Source organism: Nitrospirota bacterium (assembly GCA_004296885.1).
Lineage (GTDB): Bacteria > Nitrospirota > Nitrospiria > Nitrospirales > Nitrospiraceae > SYGV01.
The window spans coordinates 61,756-83,470 of sequence record SCVN01000015.1 but is presented as its reverse complement, the minus strand read 5'-3'; the positions used below and the strand labels follow the sequence as shown (position 1 = coordinate 83,470).

Annotated in this window: 15 protein-coding genes, 1 tRNA gene and 1 pseudogene; 10 read left to right on the top strand and 7 right to left on the bottom strand. The window is 60.8% G+C overall.

Annotation, left to right across the window (positions count from 1 at the left end; translation table 11 throughout):
* Nucleotides 1-88 precede the first annotated feature (88 nt).
* Together EPO61_07575 and lnt are read right to left on the bottom strand one after the other, a co-directional pair.
* Entirely contained in the window at nucleotides 89-1,141 is a 1,053-nt protein-coding gene (locus EPO61_07575) for a peptide chain release factor 2 (GenBank protein ID TAJ08759.1), read from the bottom strand.
* A gap of 72 nt (nucleotides 1,142-1,213) precedes the next feature.
* On the bottom strand, nucleotides 1,214-2,848 hold the full coding sequence (gene lnt, locus EPO61_07570; protein ID TAJ08758.1) for an apolipoprotein N-acyltransferase: 1,635 nt from the start codon (nucleotides 2,846-2,848) through the stop codon (nucleotides 1,214-1,216).
* Between the two features lie 142 nt (nucleotides 2,849-2,990).
* Between lnt and EPO61_07565 the strand changes: the two genes are divergently transcribed.
* The gene (locus EPO61_07565) at nucleotides 2,991-3,461 is read left to right on the top strand and encodes an exosortase system-associated protein, TIGR04073 family (GenBank protein TAJ08757.1); all 471 of its coding nucleotides are present in this window, start codon (nucleotides 2,991-2,993) and stop codon (nucleotides 3,459-3,461) included.
* Nucleotides 3,462-3,498: 37 nt separating this feature from the next.
* On the opposite strand, the gene def is transcribed toward EPO61_07565, so the two are convergent.
* Both def and EPO61_07555 read right to left on the bottom strand, forming a co-directional pair.
* A complete protein-coding gene (gene def, locus EPO61_07560) occupies nucleotides 3,499-3,990 on the bottom strand; it encodes a peptide deformylase (protein ID TAJ08756.1) in 492 nt (163 codons plus the stop codon).
* Nucleotides 3,991-4,308: 318 nt separating this feature from the next.
* The gene (locus EPO61_07555; protein ID TAJ08755.1) at nucleotides 4,309-4,857 is read right to left on the bottom strand and encodes an ACT domain-containing protein; all 549 of its coding nucleotides are present in this window, start codon (nucleotides 4,855-4,857) and stop codon (nucleotides 4,309-4,311) included.
* 184 nt (nucleotides 4,858-5,041) lie between these two features.
* Between EPO61_07555 and EPO61_07550 the strand changes: the two genes are divergently transcribed.
* From EPO61_07550 to EPO61_07530, 5 genes are all read left to right on the top strand, one after another.
* Nucleotides 5,042-5,296, top strand: a complete 255-nt coding sequence (locus tag EPO61_07550) for a glutaredoxin (GenBank protein ID TAJ08754.1) — start codon at nucleotides 5,042-5,044, stop codon at nucleotides 5,294-5,296.
* Between the two features lie 311 nt (nucleotides 5,297-5,607).
* The gene (locus EPO61_07545) at nucleotides 5,608-8,772 is read left to right on the top strand and encodes a hypothetical protein (protein TAJ08753.1); all 3,165 of its coding nucleotides are present in this window, start codon (nucleotides 5,608-5,610) and stop codon (nucleotides 8,770-8,772) included.
* On the top strand, nucleotides 8,550-12,191 hold the full coding sequence (locus EPO61_07540; GenBank protein ID TAJ08752.1) for a hypothetical protein: 3,642 nt from the start codon (nucleotides 8,550-8,552) through the stop codon (nucleotides 12,189-12,191). The genes EPO61_07545 and EPO61_07540 overlap by 223 nt, the downstream gene beginning before the upstream one ends.
* Nucleotides 12,192-12,219: 28 nt before the next feature.
* Nucleotides 12,220-12,651 (top strand): tetratricopeptide repeat protein, encoded by a 432-nt coding sequence (locus EPO61_07535; GenBank protein ID TAJ08751.1) that lies wholly within the window; start codon nucleotides 12,220-12,222, stop codon nucleotides 12,649-12,651.
* A gap of 9 nt (nucleotides 12,652-12,660) precedes the next feature.
* Nucleotides 12,661-13,056 carry a metallopeptidase family protein gene (locus EPO61_07530; GenBank protein ID TAJ08750.1) on the top strand — a complete coding sequence of 132 codons (396 nt, stop codon included), beginning with the start codon at nucleotides 12,661-12,663 and terminating at the stop codon, nucleotides 13,054-13,056.
* A 29-nt stretch (nucleotides 13,057-13,085) separates the two neighbouring features.
* Here the strand turns inward: EPO61_07530 and EPO61_07525 are convergent, their stop codons facing one another.
* Nucleotides 13,086-14,414: a DUF3365 domain-containing protein gene (locus tag EPO61_07525; protein ID TAJ08749.1), complete on the bottom strand. Its 1,329-nt coding sequence runs from the start codon at nucleotides 14,412-14,414 to the stop codon at nucleotides 13,086-13,088.
* 225 nt (nucleotides 14,415-14,639) lie between these two features.
* Between EPO61_07525 and EPO61_07520 the strand changes: the two are divergent.
* A pseudogene (locus tag EPO61_07520) lies at nucleotides 14,640-14,723 on the top strand (hypothetical protein).
* A gap of 57 nt (nucleotides 14,724-14,780) precedes the next feature.
* Here EPO61_07520 and EPO61_07515 read toward each other — a convergent pair.
* Nucleotides 14,781-15,572 (bottom strand): prolipoprotein diacylglyceryl transferase, encoded by a 792-nt coding sequence (locus tag EPO61_07515; GenBank protein TAJ09001.1) that lies wholly within the window; start codon nucleotides 15,570-15,572, stop codon nucleotides 14,781-14,783.
* Nucleotides 15,573-15,685: 113 nt separating this feature from the next.
* On the opposite strand from EPO61_07515, the gene EPO61_07510 reads away from it, so the two are divergent.
* From EPO61_07510 to EPO61_07500, 3 genes are all read left to right on the top strand, one after another.
* The gene (locus EPO61_07510; protein TAJ08748.1) at nucleotides 15,686-16,735 is read left to right on the top strand and encodes a tetratricopeptide repeat protein; all 1,050 of its coding nucleotides are present in this window, start codon (nucleotides 15,686-15,688) and stop codon (nucleotides 16,733-16,735) included.
* 268 nt (nucleotides 16,736-17,003) lie between these two features.
* Nucleotides 17,004-17,264, top strand: coding sequence for a YtxH domain-containing protein (locus tag EPO61_07505; protein TAJ08747.1), 261 nt, complete (start codon nucleotides 17,004-17,006; stop codon nucleotides 17,262-17,264).
* 308 nt (nucleotides 17,265-17,572) lie between these two features.
* Nucleotides 17,573-17,660: transfer RNA gene (locus tag EPO61_07500), tRNA-Leu, on the top strand.
* Nucleotides 17,661-17,872: 212 nt separating this feature from the next.
* Here the strand turns inward: EPO61_07500 and EPO61_07495 are convergent.
* The gene (locus EPO61_07495; GenBank protein ID TAJ08746.1) at nucleotides 17,873-21,676 is read right to left on the bottom strand and encodes a hypothetical protein; all 3,804 of its coding nucleotides are present in this window, start codon (nucleotides 21,674-21,676) and stop codon (nucleotides 17,873-17,875) included.
* Nucleotides 21,677-21,715 lie beyond the last annotated feature (39 nt).

Here is a 21,715-nt window from a genome sequence, read left to right as displayed (position 1 = left end):
AGAACGAGAGCTAATGGCTTATAGCAGATGGCTGATGGCCGGAACTAGGATAATCGCGGTCCTTTCTCTTGCCATAAGCCATACGCGGTTAGCGCTTCTCCTTGGTGTCGGCCATCTGTTGTTGCAAATAGGCCTCGATGAACTCGGTGATCTCTCCGTCCATGACCGAGCTGATGTTGCCGACTTCGTGGTCCGTCCGGTGGTCCTTCACCATCTGGTAGGGCTGGAAGACGTAGGAGCGGATCTGGCTGCCGAACCCGATCTCCTTTTTTTCGCCCACGATGGACTGGAACTCCGCTTCTTTCTTTTTCAGCTCCAGCTCGTAGAGCCGCGCCTTCAGGATCTTCATCGCGCCCATGCGGTTTTGAAGCTGGGACCGTTCGTTCTGACACTGGACGACGATGCCGGTCGGAAGGTGCGTGATCCGGATCGCCGTTTCCACCTTGTTCACGTTCTGTCCGCCGGCGCCGCCGGCGCGGAACGTGTCGATCCGCAGGTCCTTGTCTTCGATCGGAATTTCCGCATCGTCCTCCAATTCGGGATAGACGAACACCGAGGCGAACGACGTATGGCGCCGTTTGTTGGCATCGAACGGGGAAATGCGGACCAGCCGGTGCACCCCGGCCTCGGCCTTCAGATACCCGTAGCTGTAGGGCCCGGTGATGCCCAACGTCACGCTCTTGATGCCGGCCTCGTCGCCGGCCTGCAGGTCTAGGGTCTCGACCTGAAAGCCCTTCCGTTCGGCCCAGCGCACGTACATGCGCAACAACATCTGGGCCCAATCCTGCGATTCGGTCCCGCCGGCGCCGGGGTGAATTTCGAGGATCGCGTTGCTCGCATCCCGTTCTCCGGAGAGCAGGAGTTCGATCCGCAGTTGGCGGACCGACGTTTCGAACCGGCCCAGCTCGGTTTGAAGTTCGCCGGCCAGGGCTGCGTCCTGGCTCTCCTCGGCCAGCTCCAGCATCGCACGCAAGTCCTCCTGCTGCCGCTCGATCTCGTCCCAGCGGCGGAGTTCACGCTCGAGGGTGGCTTTTTTGCGGCTGACGCGTGCGGCGGCCTGAGAGTCTTTCCAGAAGTCCGGCTGCGTGGTCGTCTGTTCCAGCGTCTGGAGTTGGGTGGTCAGGTGAGGGAGGTCAAAGATGCCTCCGAAGTTCGGTGACCTGTTCGCCGATCGCTTTGAGTCTGCCGCGCAGTTCGTCCAACATGGGTATAGCTATCTCCCTGTCGCCGGTTTCGTGCTGCCGTATGGGCCGAGCCTTCGCGTCCCCTGCCTGGACAGCCAGGCGAAAAGTCCGGTGATTATAACACAGGCATAGGCAAAGACATCACCGTAGTTGGTGTAGAACGTGAGGGTCCGGTCGAGCGGAATCGTCCCCGTGAAGGCCGCTTCTTCGAAGATGGGACTGGCGCGCAAGATGCGGCCTTGCGGGTCGATGAACCCGGAAATGCCCGTATTGGCCGCGCGGGCAAAGGCCCGGCGGTTTTCCACGGCCCGAAGGACCACCATGCCGAAGTGCTGATAGGCGGCGGCGGATTTGCCGAACCAGGCGTCGTTGGTGATCGTGACCATGAAATCGGCGCCGTTGGCGGCAAATTCCCGCACGAGGTTCGGGAAGATGACTTCGTAGCAGATCACGACGCCGAATGCGGCCTTGCCATTGGAGGGATTGCTGGAGAACTGCGTCTGTTGGCTGGGCAGGGACAGCACGGTGGCCTGGGCGCCGGCTTCAAAATCCCCGATGCCTTCCACCAGCTTGTCCAGGAAAAAGAGGAGGGACGAGTGCAGGGGAATGTATTCCCCGAACGGCACGAGGTGCCGCTTGTCGTACCGGCCGAGCAGAATGCCGTCGTGCGACAACAGATAGGCGCTGTTCAGCAAATAGGGGCGGCCGTTGGGATAGTAGCGGAGAGCCGGGCTGCCGAACAGGAGCGGAACCCGGCGGGAACGGACCAGATCCATGACTTCCAGCTTGTAATCTTTTTCACGCTCGAACAGGAACGGCGTGGCTGCTTCCGGCCAGATAACCAAGTCAACCCCGCTGGCCGCTTGGACGGTCAGTCTGGCGTATCGGTCGATCGTCGCTTGCCGGTAGGCGGCATCCCATTTCTGCGCCTGGTCGATGTTGGCTTGCACGAGTCCGACGGCGATCGAGCGCCGGTCCTGCGTCGCTGGTGCCGGACTAGCCAGTCGCCAGTGGCCATAAGCCAGAGTTACGGCCATGGCCGCCACCGTGGCCGCCAGGGCCGGCCAGGGGAGGGGATCGCTCTGGGCCTGTCGCTTGGCCAGGCCCCAGAGGATGAGTTCCGCGATGGAAACATTGACCAAGATCACCAAAAACGACAGGCCGTAGACGCTCGTGATGTCGGCGATTTGAATGACCGGCAGCCATTGATATTGGGAATAGCCCAGCAAGGCCCAGGGCAAACCGGAAAAGAGATAGGTCCGGAGCCATTCCAAGGTGACCCACAAGCAGGGGGCTGCGAGGAACGCCAAGGCGGGGAGGCGGCGTTTGAACCAAACCCAACCGAGGGCATACACAGCCAGAAACAGACCGAGATAGGTTGCGAGCAGCAGCATCAGGAGGACGCTAATCGCCAAGGGCACCTTGCCGTACTGGTGCATGGCCGTGATGACCCAGAACATGATGCCGGCGAAGGCGAGCGTGCCGGCCAGCCATCCCAGCCAGAAGGAGCGGCGCGGTGGAGCCGGTTGGGCCAGTGCCAGGTGGAGCGGGACCAGGACCATCCAGGCCAGGGAGCCCAGGTCGAAATCGGGAAAGCAGAGGGGGTAGAGGAGACCCGTGATCGCGGCAACGATCACGGAGCGAATGGCTGGCGGCTGCGGCATCGACGGCGTACCTTAGCGGAACCGGGAAGAGACTTGCAAGGCTGGGGAGACGTGACGAGGAGGAAAAAGGCCCACCCCCGTTCAAGTGGCGGTCAAGCGAAGATTCGGTTATGATGGCGACCCTGATGCAGAGGGAGGGCTCATGCAAGGGTTGGTGAGAGTGATGCTGATGGGTTTCCTGGTGGTGGCCACGGCGCCGGCCTGGGCGGACGAATCTCGGCCGCCGGAACAGACGGCCGAAGAGCCGGGGCTGGATGTGCTGATCGGTCTCAAGCTCGCGCGGGGTATCGCCAACTTCGGCCTCGGCTGGGTTGAAGTGCCGAAGCAAATCTATCTGGTCGGCCGGAATGAAGGCTGGCTGGCCGGCACGTTCCGTGGCCCTGTGGATGGGCTCGGCATGTTTGGGGCCAGGACGATCGCCGGCATGTATGAAATCTTTTCCTTTCCCTTTCCGATCCCTCCGCACTACCAGCCCCTCATGCAGCCGGAATTCGTCTGGCAGCCGGACCCGGCTGCGTCGGCCCTGCCACCGTCGAGTCTCTCTGCAACGCGCTCAGCCTCTTCCCGTGAGGATGCGGCCCCATTGCCGGCTTCGCCGCTTCCAGGGAAGTAGCCGGAATCTCGTTGTCCCGACGGAGACCGGATTCTCGTTATCTCTTTCTTCGAAACAGGTCCGTGCTGAGCGATGCGATGCGATCCAAAAAGAGCATCCCGTCCAGGTGGTCCAGCTCATGTTGAAACGCCAGGGCCTCGAAGCCCGAGGTGGCCAGCATGACAGGCAGTCCGTCCGGTGAGAGGCCTTGCACGAGGGTGCGTTCGTACCGCAGGACATTGCCGGTGTAGTCGGGCACGCTGAGGCAGCCCTCCCGGATGATCCGCGGCCCGTCTTGCTGGAGAATGTGAGGATTCAGGAGGACCACGAGTCCGTGTCCTCGTTCTCCTTTCTTGCGCGACACATCGACGACGATCAGTTGAATCAAGTGTCCGATTTGCGGGGCGGCGAGCGCCACGCCAGGAGATGCCTGCAAGGTATCGAGCATGTCCTGGACGATGGCCGCGACCTCCGGGTTGGCCGGGTCGACTCGCGTGGTTTTGGCTTTGAGCGCCGGATCGGGATACAGAAGGATGGGTCGGACCGGCACGATTAGCAGGCTGCTGAAAGACTATTGTTGGCCAGTGCCGGAGCCGTGGCTAAGGCTGGCGCTGAAGGTATCAGAGCACCCAGCAGGATGGTCAAAAAGACCAACGTTTCACCCTCCCACCCCAGGCGCGCCAAGACGCGCCTCTTCCACGGGGTCGGCCGCAGCGAACGAGAGGGGCGAGGAGGTACATACCGAGCTTCGCTTGAACCGCTCGCTTCGATCATGTACGAGCGGAGAGGTACGTTGCCTCTCGCTCTCCCATACGGTGAGCCTCCGAGCGACGCGAGAACAAAGCTGGCAGACTTTTTCAACATCCTGTTAGAGGCGAACCTGTTCCAGGGGCCGGAAGGTCAGGTCCACGCCGAGCGACGGCTTGAGACGATCGAGCGCCTGCCCTAAGGCCTCCGGGTGGGACCCCGCCGGCATCTGGACTTCCAGGATCATGATATAGACGGGCCGGTCCATCGCTCCAATGACGCGGGTGTTCATGTCCGTGATGTTGCCCCCGTGATCCGCCACCACGCGAGCGACCTGCGCGACGATTCCGGGGTGGTCGGCGCCGTACACGGACAGCATGAAGATCGGCAGGTCCGGTTCGGCCCCACGTTCGGCTGCCTGCGTGGGAACTTCGCGGCAGAGAACCGTGAGTCCGTGGGGGGAGGTGAACGGCGTCAGTCGTTCGCCCAAGGCCTCTGCGGGCAGATGCGTCGGCAAACGCACCATGACCATCATGGTAAATTCCCCGCGCAGCCTGGTCATGCAGGTGTCTTCGATATTGCAGCCCAGCTGAGAGAGGCCCTCGGCCAGAGCCGCCACGATTCCGGGACGGTCTTGCCCGAATGCCGTCAGCATCGCGTACGAGTTCATGCAGGCCTTCCTTGTGACACGCCAGGCTACTATGCGGGACCGGCGGAGGATTTTCAATGTTTGCGAACGATTGCCGGCCGGGGAGAGGATCACTCACGCACAGCCCAAGCGGTCTCGCTCGGCCTTGCGCGCTCTTTTCATGCGGTGTTAAGATGCACCATCTGTTAGGTGAAGGAGTGTATCTATGGCGAACGTCGTGCTGTTGGTCTCGTCCACGTGCGGGGCCTGTCCGTCGGCCAAGAGCCTGTTCAAGGAAATGCGGGTGAAACACAGCTTCAGCTATCGCGAAGTGGACATCAATTCGCCGGACGGGCAGGAATTGGCCGAGCGACATTCGATCCGGGCCGTGCCGGCCACGATCATCAACGGCCGGCTGACCTTTATCGGCGTGCCCACCAGGCAGAGCGTCGAGAAGGCGCTCGCGCCGAGACCGACCTAGGTGGTCAGGCTGGGAGCGAACGGCGGATCGCTGATGGCTGGGCGTGGGAAGAATGCATGATGGCTGCTGAGGACGATGAGCTAGATATCGAGCTTCCTCCCTTGCCCAGCATCGACAAGGGACCTCCTCCGGATTGTCCCCTCTGCGGCGACCCCATGGCCTTCGTGGACGGAGACTGGGCCTGCCAGGATTGCAACGGCGAATTGATGGGCCCTGAGACCGGGTAAATGATGCATGATGAACGCGGAATGCTGAACAGTGTGGATTCCGACATTTATCATTCATCACTCTGCAATCATCGTTAGTCCCCCATGCTCCGTATCGTCACCGGCCCCTTTGCTCCCGACCTTGAGCTGGCGCTGGTTGAGGAGGTGCGGCGGCTCAAAGCGGCCGACCCCCTGGCCTCCCTCGCCCTCATCGTGCCCTCCTCGTCCCTGGTTACGTACCTGCGACGACTGCTGGTGGTCGAGTCCGGCCTCCCCCTGCTCAACGTCCACTTCCTGACTTTCTACCAATTGGCCTTGCGGCTGGCCGGCGAATGGCGCGCCGCAGCCGAACCGGGCACGGTTTCCCCGCAACTCGAGATCGTGCAGGACTTTTTCTGTGAGCAGCTCCTGAGTCACATTTTGAAGCGGGAGCTGCCGGAGCTGGAACCCCTGGCTCGAGCCGGGTCCACCCCCGGCGCGGTCGCCGCCCTTTGGGCGACGGTCCGCGACTTACAGGATGCCGCGGTGGAGCCGGCTGTGGCCTTGCGCGCGCTCAGCGAGGGCCTCTTTGAGGCGGAAGAACGTCCGATGCTGAGGGCGCTGTTCACGCTCCAGGCCGCGATGTTGGAAAGCGGCCGGGCGTTGGGAGTGGGAACGGCCGACGATCTGACCGCCGCGGTGTGTCCATGGGTTGCCCGATCCCCCTTTCTGTCCGGGCTTCGCCGGGCCTGCTACTACGGGTTCTACGATCTCACGCAGGTGCAGCTCTCGTTCTTCGAGGCGGTTACCGCTCATGTTGCAGCCACCCTGTACTTTCCGCAAGGCCGACATCAGGGTTTCGCGTTCGCCCGGCGATTCCTCGATCGGCACCTCTCGGCGACCGAGATTTCCCGCGAAGCCGCCGGAGCGGATGCGGCGGCGCGCCGGCCGGCCTGTCCGGTTCACGTGTTGAGCACGGTCGGAGTCGAGGACGAATTGACGACGGTCTGCAAGGAGATGCTCAATCTGGTCGAGACGCACGGCTATCGCTTCGATGAGATCGGGTTGGTGGCCAGGACCCTGACTCCCTACCAGGTATCGCTCCGCCGGCTTTTCGACGAGCATCGCATCCCGTTCAACGCCACAGGGGGGACGTCGGTGACCAGAGAGCCGCTGGCCAAGGTCCTGCTGCAATTGGCCTGGCTGCCTGTCTCCGGATTCACGAGACAGGCGGTGCTCGATCTGTTGACGTCGCCTTTCTATCGCGTCGGGCCGGAGCCGGAATCGGACGGAGTCGGCGAACCCAGGCCCGATTGCTGGAAACGGTTGGCCGGGGAGGCAGGGATCATGCGGGGGGAAGAGGACTGGAAGCGGCTGGCCGTGACGCAGACGGAGGACGGACGGGGAGGAGAGGGTGACGGCCAGGCGAACATCCTCTGGACATTGGTTGCCCGACTCATCCGGCACTGCCGGGCTCTTCCGGAGCGGGGCGGCTTTGCAGAGCTGACCGGCGCTTTCGCTTCGTTGGTGGAGCAGCACGTGAATCTGTCGGGACCGAAGACGGGGGAGCAAGACCCGGACCGAGGTCGGGTGATGTCGGCGGTCGAGCCGGTCCTGGCTCAACTCCGTCAGCTGGATCGGCTGGGTGTCGTCGTTTCCTGGGAGGAGTGGGCGCGGACCTTCGCCGGGGCGATGGAGCGGACCACTCTGCCGACGACGGACGACCGGTGCCAAGGCGTGACGGTGATGGATGCCATGGCGGCGCGCGGTCTGTCCTTCCGCGCCCTGTTCGTGATCGGGTTGAACGAGAAAATCTTTCCCCGCGTGATTCGGGAGGATGCCTTCCTGCGTGACCGAGACCGCCGGGCCCTCGCCGAAACCCTGGGCTACAAAATCGATGAAAAGCTGGCCGGCTATGACGAAGAGCAACTTCTGATGGCCCTGCTTCGGCAGGCCGCCAGAGAGCGGCTCTATCTGTTGTATCAGCGTGCCGATGCGGAGGGGCGGGTGCTGGCCCCGTCGCCGTTCGTGCAGGAGGGGATCGCGGAACCTGACGAGGGAGGCCTGTCCGATCCGGTGCTGCATGTGCCCCGGCGATTGGCGGCGAGGGCGGGCACGGCGCCGTTTCTGCCGACCCTCCTGACGAGGACGGAGTGGGCGCTCTATCAAGCGGGCGAGGGGCTCGACGTCACATCGTTCCTCGCCGCCACGGGCCGCGATGCGGACCTGTTCCGCAACAGCCTGGTCGCGCTTCGGGGGATCGAAGGCGAGGAGGCCGGTTCCTATGACGGGTTCGCCGGTCCGTTGGAGGGATATTGGACCAGACTGGCCGCCCGGGGTATCGCTCCGACGCCGCTGGAGCAGTATGCCCGCTGCCCGTTCCAATATTTTTCCGATCAGGTGTTGGGGCTGGAGTCCATCCGGCCGATCGAGCCGGGAGTCCTATCCGCTCAGATGCTGGGCGAGTTGTGCCATGCCGCGCTGAATCTGGTCTATGTCCGATTGCGCGAGTCCGGCTGGCCGGAGGGCGGGCTGAGCCAAGATGGGGAACAGACCCTGGTCCGGTCGGCCGTGCAGGATGTCTTTGCCGCAATTGCGGCGCGCCAGGGGACCGGCTATCCCCTGCTGTGGGAGTTGGCGCAGGAGTCGGTCGCGGGACTCGTTGCCGTCCTGGTCGCGCAGGATCGAGAGAACTGTCTGGCCGGCGGGTTCCGACCCGTCGCCTTCGAGGTCGAGGCGTCGGGCAGCCTGGATGATCTGGGCCTTCAGTTCAAGCCGGTGCACATCAGGGGCCGGCTGGATCGGGTGGACGAGCGGCGCCAGCCGCCGGGCTGGCGGATCGTGGACTATAAGTTCAAACAGGGCCGGGACATGAAAGGCGAGGACCGGAATCTGTTGCAGGCGGCCGTGCGGGGGCAGCGTGTGCAGCCGCCCTTGTATGCGCGGCTGAAAGGGCCGGATGTCCTGGCCGGCCCGGTCCGTTCCCTCGGCCCAGAGCGGGTGGAGTTCCTGTTTCTCGCGCCCGGGTGGGACCAGTCCGTGGACCGGGCGACCTTTGAGGCCTCGGCTTGGCAGGGGCCGGCCGGTCCGCAGATCCGGCAGACGTTGGCGCGGTTGTTGAACGGCATCCAGGCCGGCCAGTTTGTGATTGTGCCGGACGGATATTGCGATTATTGCGACTATGCGGCGGCCTGCCGTCGCTATCACGGGCCGACCTGGCGGCGCGCATATCGGTCCGCGCCTGCGCGCGAGCTGCGCCAGTTGCGCAAGCAGAAGGTGCAAGAGACGTGAGGCGTCAGGACGAAGCCATAGCGGATAGAGCCGTTCGCCGGTTGGCGGAGACCACGTTCGACCGCAATGTCGTGGTGATCGCCGGCGCCGGCACGGGCAAGACCACCTTGCTCGTGAACCGGATGCTCAATGTGTTGATGCGCGAGCCGGCGCCGGTGCCTATCACCCAGCTGGTCGCGCTCACGTTCACGAACAAGGCGGCCGCCGAAATGAAAATCCGCCTGCGGGAGCGGTTGCACACGTTGCTGGCGGCGGCGGAGGCAGCGCAGGCGCAGCCGGCGGCCTCCGGTGCGGTCACGACGGCGGACTTGCGCGAGCGCTACGGGCTCACCACCGACCGCATCGTCGAGCGGGCGACCGACGCCCTGCGGGACTTGGAGAAGGCGCAGATCGGGACCTTGCACAGTTTCGCCGCCCATCTCCTGCGTCTGCATCCGATCGAGAGCGGGGTGGACCCGTCGTTCCAGGAAGACGAGGGGGATCGCTTCGCCGAGTATTTTGCCGCGCAATGGGACGCCTGGCTGGACGGGGAGTTGGGGCGGGCCGGGGCGGACCATGCCCGCTGGCGGCTGGTGCTGCGGGCGGTGGGACTGGACGAGCTGCGCGAGCTGGCTCAAGCCCTGTCCGGCGAGTTGATCTCGCTCCCGGATCTGACCGACCAGGTGGAGAGAGGCGACCTCAGTCCGCCGCTGCATGACTGGTTTGCGGCTCGGTGCACGCGGGCGGCGGCGTTGCTGTCGGCCCACGACCGGCCGAAGCGGCGCAAGGTCGAGTTCATGCTGGCCGCAGCCGGGGATCTGTTCGGTTTGCTCGTCGAGCGGGGGATCGAAGGTCTCGGCGAACTCGATAGCGCCGGCCGCGAGATTTTGGGCAAGGACCTCGGCGCGGCGCCGGCCGGCTGGTCCGATCAGGACTTCGCCGAGGTCCGCCGCCTGATCGAAGGGGCTCAACTCCTGCTGACCGTCGACCAGCCTCTGATGACAAATCTCCTGCGGTTGTTGCGGCCGTTCGTCGAAAGGGTCAGGGCCGGCTTCGTCGCGGAAGGCTGGTTGTCGTTCGACGGGCTGCTGGCGCGGGCGCGCACGTTGCTGCGCGAGCATCCCCGCATTCGCGAGCGTCTCAAGCAGGACTATCGCGCCATCCTGGTGGATGAGTTCCAGGACACGGACCCGGTGCAGTACGAAATCGTGCTCTTCTTATCCGAACGGTCCGGCTCCTGCGCCGTGACCTGGCAGACGGTGGCGCTCGAGCCGGGAAAGCTCTTCATCGTGGGCGACCCCAAGCAATCCATCTACGCCTTTCGGCGGGCGGACATCGAGGCGTTCGAGCGCGTGGTGGAGAAGATCGAGTCGGGGGGTGGGTCGGTCTTGAAGCTGGAGACCAACTTCCGCAGCCACGGGGCGGTCCTGGACGTGGTCAACGCGGTGTTCGACCGGTTGCTCACGCAACAGGAACACCTGCAGCCGCCGAACGTGCCCCTGCTCGTCCAGCCGGGCCGTCGGGGCGGCGTTTCCGCGCCGGGCGCGTCGCTCCTGCTGGTGGGCGGGACGGAGGACGAGCATGCACTGGACGCGGCGGCGACGACCCGTGCGGAAGCGGAGACCCTGGCCCGGTGGATCAAAGAGGAGCTGCTCGCGCATGAAGTCCTGACCGATGCGCAGGGCCGGCAGCAGCCGCTCAAGCCGGGGCAGGTGGCGTTGTTGTTCCGCAAGCTCACCCAGGCGCAGGATTATCTGGATGCCTTGCGGCGCCACGACATTCCCTACGTGACGGACGGGGAGAAGCATTATTACCGGCGGCAGGAAGTCATTGACCTGGTCAACCTCGTGCGGGTGCTGGAGAATCCGCTGGACCGGATCGCCTTGGTGGGTCTGCTGCGCTCGCCCCTCGGCGGCGTCACCGATCGGGAGCTGGTCGCACTCCACGAGCGCCGGGCATTGGACTATCGCGCCGGCCTGCGTCTGGACGGCTGGGACAGCCCGCGGGCGCCCATCCTTCTCCGTCTATACGCACAGTTGGCCGAGCTGGCCCTGGCCCTTCCCCTGCGCCCGCTCCCGGAGGCGATCCACGTGCTGTTCGAACGGTTGCCGCTGCTGGAGATCGCCGCTTCGTCGCTCCATGGGGAGCAGGCGTCGGCCAATCTGCTCAAGGTCCGTCACATGGCCGAGGAGTTGGCCGACCGGCCTCATCTGGGCCTGGGAGGATTCGTGGATATGATGGTGAGCCGGCTGGATGAACAACCGGAGGAAGCGGAGAGCGCGCTGGCCGAAGAGTCGCTGGAGGCCGTGCGGGTCTTGACGATCCACAAAGCCAAGGGGTTGGAATTCCCGGTGGTGATCCTGGCCGGGCTGCACCACGGGACCGGGCCGAGCCGGCGGGCGCCGCTCCTGTCGCAGGACTGGTCCACCGGGCTGGTCGGGCTGGTGCAAGGCGACCGGTGCAGCCTGGGGGCGGTGGTCACGAAGGAAAAAGGAGAGGCGAGGGAGGCGGTGGAGCGGCGGCGCCTGCTTTATGTGGGGATGACTCGCGCCAAGGAACGGTTGATCCTGTCCGGCGGGCTCCCCGGACGGCCGTCTCGCGATTCGTTGCTGGCGCTGCTGCGCGAGGCGGTGGATGGCGAGGTGGGCCGGGCGGAGGATCGCACCTGTCGGGTCGGGTCCGTGCAACTCGCGCAGCGCGTGATGGCGGCGGCCGATCCGGTATCCCGGAAGAAGAAGCCGCTCGGCGTCTTGCGCGGCGCTGAGGCGGCAGGGACCGAGTTGGTGCGGCGCTGGGCGCAACGCGATGAAGCCTGGGCTGCGGCGCGTCTGCGGCCGGACGAGCTGACGCCGACGCAAGTGCTCCAGCGCCAGGCGCATGGCGTAGCCGGGACGACCGGTCGTGAGCCGGGCGAGGCCGAGCGGTCCCGGTTGATCGGCACCCTGGCCCATTTGGTGGTGCAGGCATGGGACTTTGCCGTTGATCCGGCGAGGCTCCCGGCCCACATTGATCGCCTCTGCCGGGCGCATATTCCGGCGGAGCAGGCGGGGGACGCAGAGCGGATTCGAGTCGAGTTGCAGGAACTCTTTGCCGGGTTTGCCGCCTCCGCGCCTTTTGCAGAGCTCAGGCGGGCCGAGATTCTGGGCCGTGAAGTGCCCTTTGCGATTCCATGGAATGGGGGCGGCCATCAGCCATCAGCCGTCAGCCCTCGGTCTTGCGTGATGCATGGGGCGATGGATTTGCTGTACCGGCTTGACGGAGAGGTTTGGATTGCAGATTATAAGACGGATCGAGTGGCGGCCGGCGAGGCGGAAGCCAAGGCTGCGGACTATCGGGTCCAGGCCCAGGTCTATCGGGACGCGGCCGCCGCATGTCTGGGGATCAGGCCGGTCCGCTTCCAGTTTATCTTTATGCGGAGCGGAGTCGGCGTGAAAGTGTGAAGCTCACCAACCGAAACGGCGGAGGCAAATGATGAAGAACGTGCTGGTGTTGCTGGGTCTTGTCCTCGTGGTCGCCGGCTGCGCGGGGCCGGAGAAGAAGACAGCCGTGGCGGTGCTGACCCTGAAGGCTCCGGCAGGAACGCCGGCCGCCGCGGTCGCGGCCGTGGAGGAGGGGAACAAATTATTTACGCAAGGTCAGTGGGCGCAGGCTCAAGCGCAATATGAAGCGGCGATCAAGGTCCAGCCGGAGTTGGCCGAGGCCCACTATGACCTGGCCTTGACGCTGGAACGGCTGGGCAACAAGAAGGAGGCGACCGCCCATTATAAAGAGGCGGCGAATCTGGCTCCCGGCAACCAAGTCATTTGGAATGCCCCTCCATTCCGCAAATATGGCAATCAGGTCGAAAAGAACGGGCTCCTGTCGAAAGACAAAGCGTATATGGATCCCAAAACATACTAGAGAGACTCTATGCCTCGGGCCCGCCGCCGACGTTCGGCGTTGACCGTCACGACTGAAGAGTTCTCCGGTCTGGTCCGTCAAGCGCTGGACGGGTTGCCCCGGGACTATGCCAGGATCATGAAGAACGTGGCGGTCATGGTGGAGGAAGAGCCGGCGCGGGATGTGCTGGATGAGTTGGGCCTGGAGTCGGAAGACGATCTGTTAGGACTTTATTCCGGCGCTGGTGCGGATGACGAGACCTTCTTCGATCCGGGCGGCCAGCTTCCGGCGCGCATTGCGATATACCGCGGGCCGATCCTGCGCCTCTGTCACACGGCGGACGAGGTGGTGCGGGAAGTGCGGGACACGGTTGTCCACGAGATCGGGCATTATTTTGGGCTGGACGACGAGGAGATGCCCTATTAGCAGGATGCTGAAACAGGCCCCCGGCCTCGTCATCCAACTTTCTGTTCGGCGATATCCCGCAGCACCAGCACTCGCCCGATGACCGTTCCTTCTTCCAGCACGCTGGCAATGTTGGCTTCCCCTCGCACGAATTCGCCGGTTTTCTTAATGAGATCGAATTCGACGCGAGATGGGACCGTATCTCCGCGTTTCACCGACGCCAGCCGCTCTCTGGCCCTGGCGAAGGATTCCGGCGTGAGGAAAACCTCAACCGACCGTCCCACCAAATCAGCTTCCGGCCGGCCCGTGAGCATTTCTGTTTTTTGATTGCACCACTGGATGGTTCCTTCCAGGTCGATATAGATAATGGCATCGTTTGCGCAATCGAGCACGGTTCGTAACCGCTGCTCGCAGTCGAGACAGGCCTGAGCCTGTTGCTCGATCTGTTCCTGCAAGCGCACATTGCCGACTTCCAGCGCGGCTTCGTGTTTCTGAATCTTGGCTTGATGCGAAAAGATTTTCGCCAGCATCTGTTCGAAAAATACCTCGAATCGCAGCAGTTCATTGCCGCCAATATGCGCTGCGCCTGGGATGGCGAGCCCCCCGGTGATTTTGTTGGCATGCCTATCCATGTGGGCCGACAGCCGGGCGAGCGGCTGCGTGATCATCCGATGAGCCGCTATGGTGATCAGTCCCATCAAAATCAAGCAGAGCCCAGTTCCTCCGGCAACCATCATCAGCAAGTCGTCGCGATCTTCCTGAAGATATTGGTCTGCCGGAAAGGTGACCTCTAACCCTCCCATCACGTCGTTCAGCTTGAAATCGTGTTTCGTGCTGAGGGGGTGGTTATTATGGCAGTCGAGGCAAGATTGGGCTACGGCAATATCCGCTGTCATGTACCGAAAGACGGTCCGACCTTCCAACTGGTCCAACCGGTAAAACCGTCCGGTTGGATGCATCCGCAGGTAGTCAAAGGCCTCGCGATGAAACTGGTCTTTCAGGCCCTTGTTGGGGTTGATTGGCCAGGGACTGAGGAGACGGGACTGAAAGATAGCGCCTTGGGTTGCCAACTGCTCCGATACTTCTTGGACGAACGTCACCGGCAGCGGGAATTGTCCGCGGGTTTGGTGATAATTCGCGCCGAGGCTGCCTCCGAGCTCGATCAAGCGGGGGACAATAACCTTGGTATAGTAGTTTCGGTCCGCCATCACCTGAAGGCTGATGCTTTGGGCTCTCTTGGTAAGTTTGTCGTGTAATCTTGAAATGTTGTGTTGATGGATCATCCATGCGGCGATCCCGACAATCAGAAGAATGATTGGGAAGGTAACTCCAATGAACTGAGAGGCAATGTGCCATTTTCGGAAAGGCTTCGTAACCATGGCATGTCGATCCAATTTAAACGGGCAACGGAGCGGGCCCCATCGTTTATTTGATGAGCAAAGGAAGAGCAATATCGCAGCCAATTTATTATTCAAATATAATCAATGTATTACGATTCATGGTTTTTTGTATGAAGTTATTCTGTAGCAAAATTGGTCACTTCGTCGTCAAAATATTGACGCTATTTCGACTAGGGCTGTGCCAATAGTCACAGTACAGCCGACGAAGTGGTGCGGGAAGTGCGGGACACGGTCATTCACGAGATCGGGCATTATTTCGGGCTGGATGACGAGGAGATGCCCTACTGAGGCAATGATGAATGGGAAGGATGAATGCTAAACGCGAGATAGATCGTCGTTCATCATTCATCGTTTTGCATTGTGCGTTTCTTGCCGATACCCCCAGGCCAACATAAAGGCGCCGAGCAGGACCATCGGGAGGCTCAAGAGCTGACCCATGGAGAAGGGGCCCAGGATGAACCCCAGGTGGAAATCCGGCTCCCGAAAGAACTCCACCACCATCCGGCAGAGGCCGTAGCCGGTGATGAAGCTCCAGAAAACCGTCCCCGGCGGCGTCGGTCTTCGCCCGACCAGCCAGGTCACCAGGAAGAGCAAGCCGCCTTCCAGTCCCGCTTCGTAGAGCTGGGAGGGATGCCGACATTCAGGTCCGGCTCCGGGAAAGACCATGCACCAGTCCACATCGGTGGGGCGGCCGTAGAGTTCGCCGTTGATGAAATTCCCCAGGCGGCCGAGGCCGAGCCCGATCGGCGTGCCGGCGGCGGCCAAGTCCGCCACCACCATGGCCGGAATGCCTTTGCGGCGGCTAAAGAGCGTGAGAGCGACGATCACGCCCAGCAGCCCTCCGTGGAAAGACATGCCGCCTTCCCAGACGGCCACGATCTTGGTCGGATGCTGTAGGTAGTAGGGCAGGTTGTAGAAGAGCGTATAGCCCAGCCGCCCCCCCACGAAGACGCCGACCGCCGCATAGACGATCATGTCGTAGATCTGCTCGGTGGACAAATCCAAATTGCGCGCCGCAGCCCGTGCCTTGATGATGAAGTAGGCGGCGGTCAGGCCCAACAGGTACATGAGCCCATACCACCGGAGCTGCAAGGGGCCGAGCCGGAGCAGGACCGGGTCCAGATTCGGAAATTGAATTGCTTCGAGCATGGCGAGGCGCGCTCCCTTCGTCGTTCGTTCCCGCATAGTAGGGAGGCCGGCCCCATTTTGCAAGATGTAGCCAAGCGGGAGCGGCGGTTGTATCATGGACCATGCTGGTTCTTTCCCTCGTCACGGCCCTGCTTGCGACCGACCCTGTGCCGGCGGCGGGGCTGCCGGTAGACGATCGCGCCCCCGCGTCACGCGCATTGGACGGACAGGAGCTGCTCCGCATCGGCGACCTCCACGCGATCCAGAATCATGTCCAGGAAGCGATGCCCTACTATCAACGGGCCCTGGCGGCCTTCCGCCGCGTCGGCAATCGGCGCGGGGAGGCAACCGCGTTGGGCAGCGTGGCCGATCTGCTGGAGCGCCAGGGCCGCTATGAAGAAGCCGGCACTCTGTTGCGCGAAGCCGTGACGATCTGGGCGGCCTTGGCCGAACCACGGGCGCAGGGGCTGGTGCTGCTGAGCGTGGGACGGGTCTCCGAAGCCTCGGGGCAGGGGGGTGAGGCGCAGCGGGCCTATGGGCAGGCGGAGACGCTCTTTCAGCAGGCGCGCGATCGGGACGGGAGAGGCGAGGCCCGCATCCGGCTGGGCCGGCTCCTGATCGGGCAAGGCCAGGCCGACGCGGGGCTTGCATTGTTGCAGGCCGCCTTGGCCGATGCGCGCGAGCGGGCCGATCGACGACAGCAAGTATCGGCGCTCGGCGCGATCGGCGACTGGTATCTCACGGAGGGAGAGGAAGCGGCCGCGCGGCCCCTGTTCGAGGAGGGGCTTGCACTGACCGAGGTGCAGCAGGATCTCAGGGCGGAGGCGGGCCTGCGTACCAGTCTGGCCAGGCTGCATGGGAGCAATGGACGGTCGGTAGATGCCATGGCCATGGCTCGGCGTGCCTTGGTCCTCTATCAAACACTCAAGGATCGGAGTCGTGAGGCGGAGGCCTGGGCCATGCTCGGGAGTCTGTCGTTAGCCGAGGGCCAGTTCGCGCGAGCGGCCGAGCAGCATGAGCGGGCGTTGACGCTCTATCGGGCGTTGCGCGACCAGAACAAAGAGGCGGCCAGTTTGGTGAACCTATCGCTCATCTATGCAGCGCAGGGATTGCGGCAAGACGCAACCGAAACCCAGCACAAGGCCATTCTGCTCCTCCAGTCGGCCCGGTAGTCCCATCCAGCCATCGTCCTCCAGCTAAAACTGTTTTCTTTTTGGAACGGGGCACTGTGGTTTGTTGTAGAAAATCCACGGTTCTTATGTTCAACGTTGACTTTTTGTATATTCTGCAACTAATTGTTAAAAAATCATTATTTTAAAATTATAAATTTGGCATGGATGCTGCTTTGCTACATGACGAAGGCGTTGATCAGACTCAAGAAGGTGATAAGCGACGGAACAGCAGGGTCAGGCGCCACCAATACACAAAGGAGGACGGACCATGACGACCAATGGACGACAAGCAGCGAAGATTGCGGCCTTGATTGCGGGCGGAGCGGCGGTCGGAGCCGGGCTAGCGTTGCTTTATGCGCCTCAGTCCGGCACAGAGACCAGGCGGCAGCTGCGGCACTATGCCAAGAAGACGCAGGTGCAGGCGACCCGCATCGGCCGTGACCTGAAGGATGGGGTGGAGCGGGCCATCGAGCGCGGCAAGGCGCTGGTGGCCAAGAAGGACACCCCGCGGGTGGTGGAAGCGGCCTAAGCGAACGGGTTCTCCCACAGGAGTTCCCTTCCCGCCGCGTCCGGTTCCGACCGACGCCCTCCGACCGAGCGGCCTGTGGCCATCCCCGGCCCAGGCCGTTCCTGCTTTGTGCCCCGCGCATCGCCACAAGGCTTCGATATTATCTCCCGACTCGACACTCGTATGAGATTTCTGTCCAATGCGCTGAGAAGGCTCCCTGTTTCTGCCTGGAGTGATCCCGGGGCGGCAACTTGTTGAAAGGGGTAGGCCTGTCCTGTATCCTCACCACGTTCGATGCCGCACTGAAGGGCTCCTTGGGCATGAGCAGTGCCGGAGTGGCGGAATGGTAGACGCCAGGGACTTAAAATCCCTTGCTCCGAAAGGGGCGTCCCGGTTCGAGTCCGGGCTCCGGCACCAACTTCCGCGCAGGTAGGAAATAGGGTCGATAATCCATCTGGTGCTTCTCCTTATCGCCCGCTATCCTCACAACTGTACGGACGGTTAGAATGTACGGACAGTTATGCATTGATCAAGGACTGTTGTTTGGAAGAAAGCTCCCATTTCAGCGGGATAATATAGGGGATAGAGCGGCAGGGTGGGTGTATGAAAGCCTCCAGGAAGGAGACTATTCATTCGAAGGGATCCCTTTGGGACTCTGCCTCAGCATCACGTTCATATGCCTCGGCCAAGCTACGAACTGCGTCGGCGACCCTATGAAACCCATTGTCCGACAGTGCCTTAGCTTTTAGTCGGTAATCTGCGGCAATCTGTTTTTCCTCTTCTCCATGGGAAAAGCCGTGGACTCCCCGCTTGTTAAACAGGCCAGTTGTGAAGGCTCGCCGCATCTCTGCTACATCTCTTGAATCTAAAGCGGCTGCAATAGATTTATGTATCCAAAGACCTCCTGGGTCTTGCGGTGCATAAGCGAGCGCTTGCCCCAACTGGCTCATGGCGACTCGAAAATGACCAGATTCTCTGCAGCGATTCTTTACATCTTCCAGCCAGACAGTAAATCTTTCACCGTCGAAGGTTCCGTCGGTGACAGTGCCTGGAAGAATGCGCCACCCGTGCAGCAACGAATATGCATTCCGAGCAATTCGCTTCTGGACCTCGCTGAATTCACCTTTGTTATCCTTGTCTTCTTTATCTGATCTGAATGCAGCTCCAATAACTTCGCAGAAAAACGCTGGTGACGAAGCCAGTTTATGTTCAAGGACCTTTGGTTCGCCGTCATGCAGCCGATTTAGTATCGGTAGATAGTACCACTCAATCTTAAAGAGGTCGTCGGAGTCCATGGTTTCATGCTCCTGAAGCCAGGTAATGACCTCGATAATATGGTGGCTATCAATTTGTTTCTGTTGGTCTTCTGTATTTAAGGTACCCAGCAATGCCGCTGATGCAAGAGCCATTGGAATGGGCACTTTCTTGTGAGCTAGCACATAAAGGCAATCTATAGCAGCGGCTGGCTGTCCATTGGAGGCCAACTTCTCGGCAGCTTCTAGAAGATTTGCTGCCTCCATGCCCCAAGGATTAAACCGAACCTTCTTCCAGTAGTTATCGACCTCGTTCCCAAAGATAGCTTCTGCCCGACGCCACACTTGTTCCTCGGAAGGGACTAGCAAAAGAAACGCCAAGAGCTGACCCTTTGTCCAGCCCTTGTTGATTTGTTCGTCAAGCCAGGTCAGTTTGGCCTTCCAATAGCGACGCCATACAAAGCTTCCAAGAAGATGAATCAGTGACCTGTCTTCGGTCTGTAGAAAGGCTGGCAAAAGAAACGCATCTATGTTTCTATCTTCTATCGTTCCTAACGCATCCCCCACCTTACGCGGTGATTCCACTTCCCGTGCAAATCGAACGACTCCATCCATGCCGCTAGCTGCTAGTATGTCTTTAATGGCATTGTGTCGAATGGTCTCTAGCCGTTTCTGTTCTTCCTCAAAGTTTCCTTTTTCTTCGTATAAATCGAAATCGCGCTCCGTAAAAAGGCGTCGACTGGCTACTTCGAATGATGCAGGGGCTAGGGTGTTAGCCACTTCCTCAATCTTTGCGACCCGCTCTGCGGGCATCGCCCATTCAGCATCGGCAAACCTTCTGTGTTTCAAGACAATGTCTTTCAAGGCTTCCCAGAGACGCACACGATCTATATCCGAGAGAGATGTTACGGCTGGTGACGAGAGATGGCGTAATACCTGAGAGTGTGCTGGATCAGGCAAGTCTGCTAAACGGTCAATGAGTTCGACGAGCTTGTTCGGTTGGCCCGCGGCAACTTGGGTGCACATCTCAGCATAGGTCCGAACTTGTTCCCAATATTGATCTACTGTCACCGTTTCCTTCCATCCGGGCGTGATAAATGATCGCCAAACTGGCTTGCGTGTGCCGGATGTTACTCCATGTGAACTAGGCAAGAGGCCAAGCAGTACCTTCCATGCAACGCCTGGATGTTCTCGCAGCAGTGACTCCAGAGCAGTTCTTCGCGTGGGCAAATCTGCAAGGCTATGGGATATCCAGGGAAGAAAGATATCTACCAACGAATTGAGAGGGCGATTGGCCCAACTTCCGCCTGGATCAATAGCGGCTAGGTCGCCTAGTAAAATGGTTACACGCCCTAAATAATTCGGATGCCACGCAAGGGTCTCTAAGGCCCACAGAATTCCAGTAATGTAGTTCCAGCCTCCAACCCCACCACTGCCTTCCTGTCGGAACACATCAATAAAAGGGCTAGCTGCTAAATCTTCAACTGCTTCTTCGACAGAGTTAAGAAATTCATCAGGAGCAGCCTCGGCAAGCAATGGCATTTCATTATTGAGACTTGCCCAGGTTATCCAGTCCGCGCGGTCCAGCAACCTCCTTACCACAATTCTTGCAGTTCCTTCGGCCTTGCTGTCCGAAGTGCTTGATAAAGCATTTCCCTTTGCGCCTAGCAGGGCGAGCGACTCAGCTACCCCTTCTCGAATGGAACGCGAGTGTGTGAGCGTCTTTCCATGAATAGACGCGGCATATCGTTCCTCCTTTTCTAGCTCGAACTGTGGATCTTTCTCGCCTAATATCTGAAGCGCCATCTTTTGAAAACGATCTAGATCCTCATCGCTAATCCGTGGTCCGAGAGCGGCCCATGCCTCGCCACGGGAGATCACTTTCCATGCTTCATTTCTCTGGATAAGGGGAGTGTCCGCGCGCAATGTTTCAGCTCGGGCCGCCTCGATCCACTCCCCATAGGATTTTCCCACGAGAATCTCCAGGGCTCTTTTGTCCGCCTCACTGTTGCCTTTCCATTTGCCTACTAGAGACGCTTGGGCCAAGAGGCGTGCGTTTTCCCACGTTGCATAAGGCGGCAGTTGTCCCAACCCGCGAAGGAACCGTTTCAGTGCTGCTAGGCTCTGTGCTCCGGCGCTGGCCAGTTCAGCGGCCCGCTCCCGCGAAAAGCCGCTATCCAGGAGAGTTTTTTCAAGCTGACTGTGAGAAGGGCTCCTAATTGGAACAAGCTGTTCAGCCCCATGAGACCAGGCACCAGAAATCGGAAAGATGATCGCATGACCACGTGTGCGAGCCGCAAGATGCAGCTGTTCATTTGTATCAGCTAGGTCAAGCCTAGGACTAGCTACTAGGACATGCGAGAAGCGCAAATTCGCAAAGGTATGCCAAGCGTTAGGATCGGAAATGAATATGCACCGATTGCTATATCCACGACGCGTGGCTTCATCCAGTGACTCCAGGAATGCGGCTACAAAGTCCTCTGCATCGTGTTCACTCTCTATAGCAAGGATCAATTCCTGAGCTTCATGACGGAATAGGCGCTCAAGCTGCTGGCAAGCAGTTTCTCGTCCTACGAGGAAGACCTTTGGCGGCAACGGAGGATCGGCTGGTCCAACCATCTGCGCAAGATTTGACCAGTGCTCTGCGGGAGTTTGGAACCCTGTAGGAGCTTTGACTAGTCCAATACGCTGAAGCAACCATTTGCCTAAAGCTGGGAATTCCCGTAACCACTCACACAGCTGCACTCCGTCAATAACCTTAATTTCTTTCCAGCCGTCACCCTTTCGCTTGTCGATCCATGCGGCTTGGGCTGGTTGATCCCAATCCCTACTCCTTGGTGTTACGAAAACAAATGTTGCCCTCGCTCGTTCTGCTTGAGGCGTGCTTTGGGTGCGCTTCGTATAGTCGTCCGTCGCTTTTCCCTGAGCATTGGCGCCACGACCGATTTCCCAGTAACTTGTTTGTTTAGGAACAAATTCGCGAAAGCCGCCCTCCGTTGAAACTAGGCCATCAAGGCCTGGCAATCCGATTGCATCTCCATATGGGATTCGACGAAGTGACAAGTCGGGCACAGAAAGATTTACCAGATGAGCAACGAGCTCCGGTATCACCGCTTCGCTATCTCGTTGGTCAGCAAAGTCTTCCAGCTCGCTTGGTGTGACAACTTTCGTATGCTCCATGGCAAACTCCGGCTAGGAGGGTGAAATGCCAGCTCCCAA

Excerpts from the sequence above, each read along its gene's own strand:
- lnt (TAJ08758.1), bottom strand. The coding sequence starts at position 2,848 with ATGCCGCAGCCGCCAGCCATTCGCTCCGTGATCGTTGCCGCGATCACG.
- EPO61_07565 (TAJ08757.1), top strand. The coding sequence starts at position 2,991 with ATGCAAGGGTTGGTGAGAGTGATGCTGATGGGTTTCCTGGTGGTGGCC.
- EPO61_07555 (TAJ08755.1), bottom strand. The coding sequence starts at position 4,857 with ATGAACTCGTACGCGATGCTGACGGCATTCGGGCAAGACCGTCCCGGA.
- EPO61_07550 (TAJ08754.1), top strand. The coding sequence starts at position 5,042 with ATGGCGAACGTCGTGCTGTTGGTCTCGTCCACGTGCGGGGCCTGTCCG.
- EPO61_07545 (TAJ08753.1), top strand. The coding sequence starts at position 5,608 with ATGCTCCGTATCGTCACCGGCCCCTTTGCTCCCGACCTTGAGCTGGCG.
- EPO61_07535 (TAJ08751.1), top strand. The coding sequence starts at position 12,220 with ATGATGAAGAACGTGCTGGTGTTGCTGGGTCTTGTCCTCGTGGTCGCC.
- EPO61_07530 (TAJ08750.1), top strand. The coding sequence starts at position 12,661 with ATGCCTCGGGCCCGCCGCCGACGTTCGGCGTTGACCGTCACGACTGAA.
- EPO61_07525 (TAJ08749.1), bottom strand. The coding sequence starts at position 14,414 with ATGGTTACGAAGCCTTTCCGAAAATGGCACATTGCCTCTCAGTTCATT.
- EPO61_07510 (TAJ08748.1), top strand. The coding sequence starts at position 15,686 with ATGCTGGTTCTTTCCCTCGTCACGGCCCTGCTTGCGACCGACCCTGTG.
- EPO61_07505 (TAJ08747.1), top strand. The coding sequence starts at position 17,004 with ATGACGACCAATGGACGACAAGCAGCGAAGATTGCGGCCTTGATTGCG.
- EPO61_07495 (TAJ08746.1), bottom strand. The coding sequence starts at position 21,676 with ATGGAGCATACGAAAGTTGTCACACCAAGCGAGCTGGAAGACTTTGCT.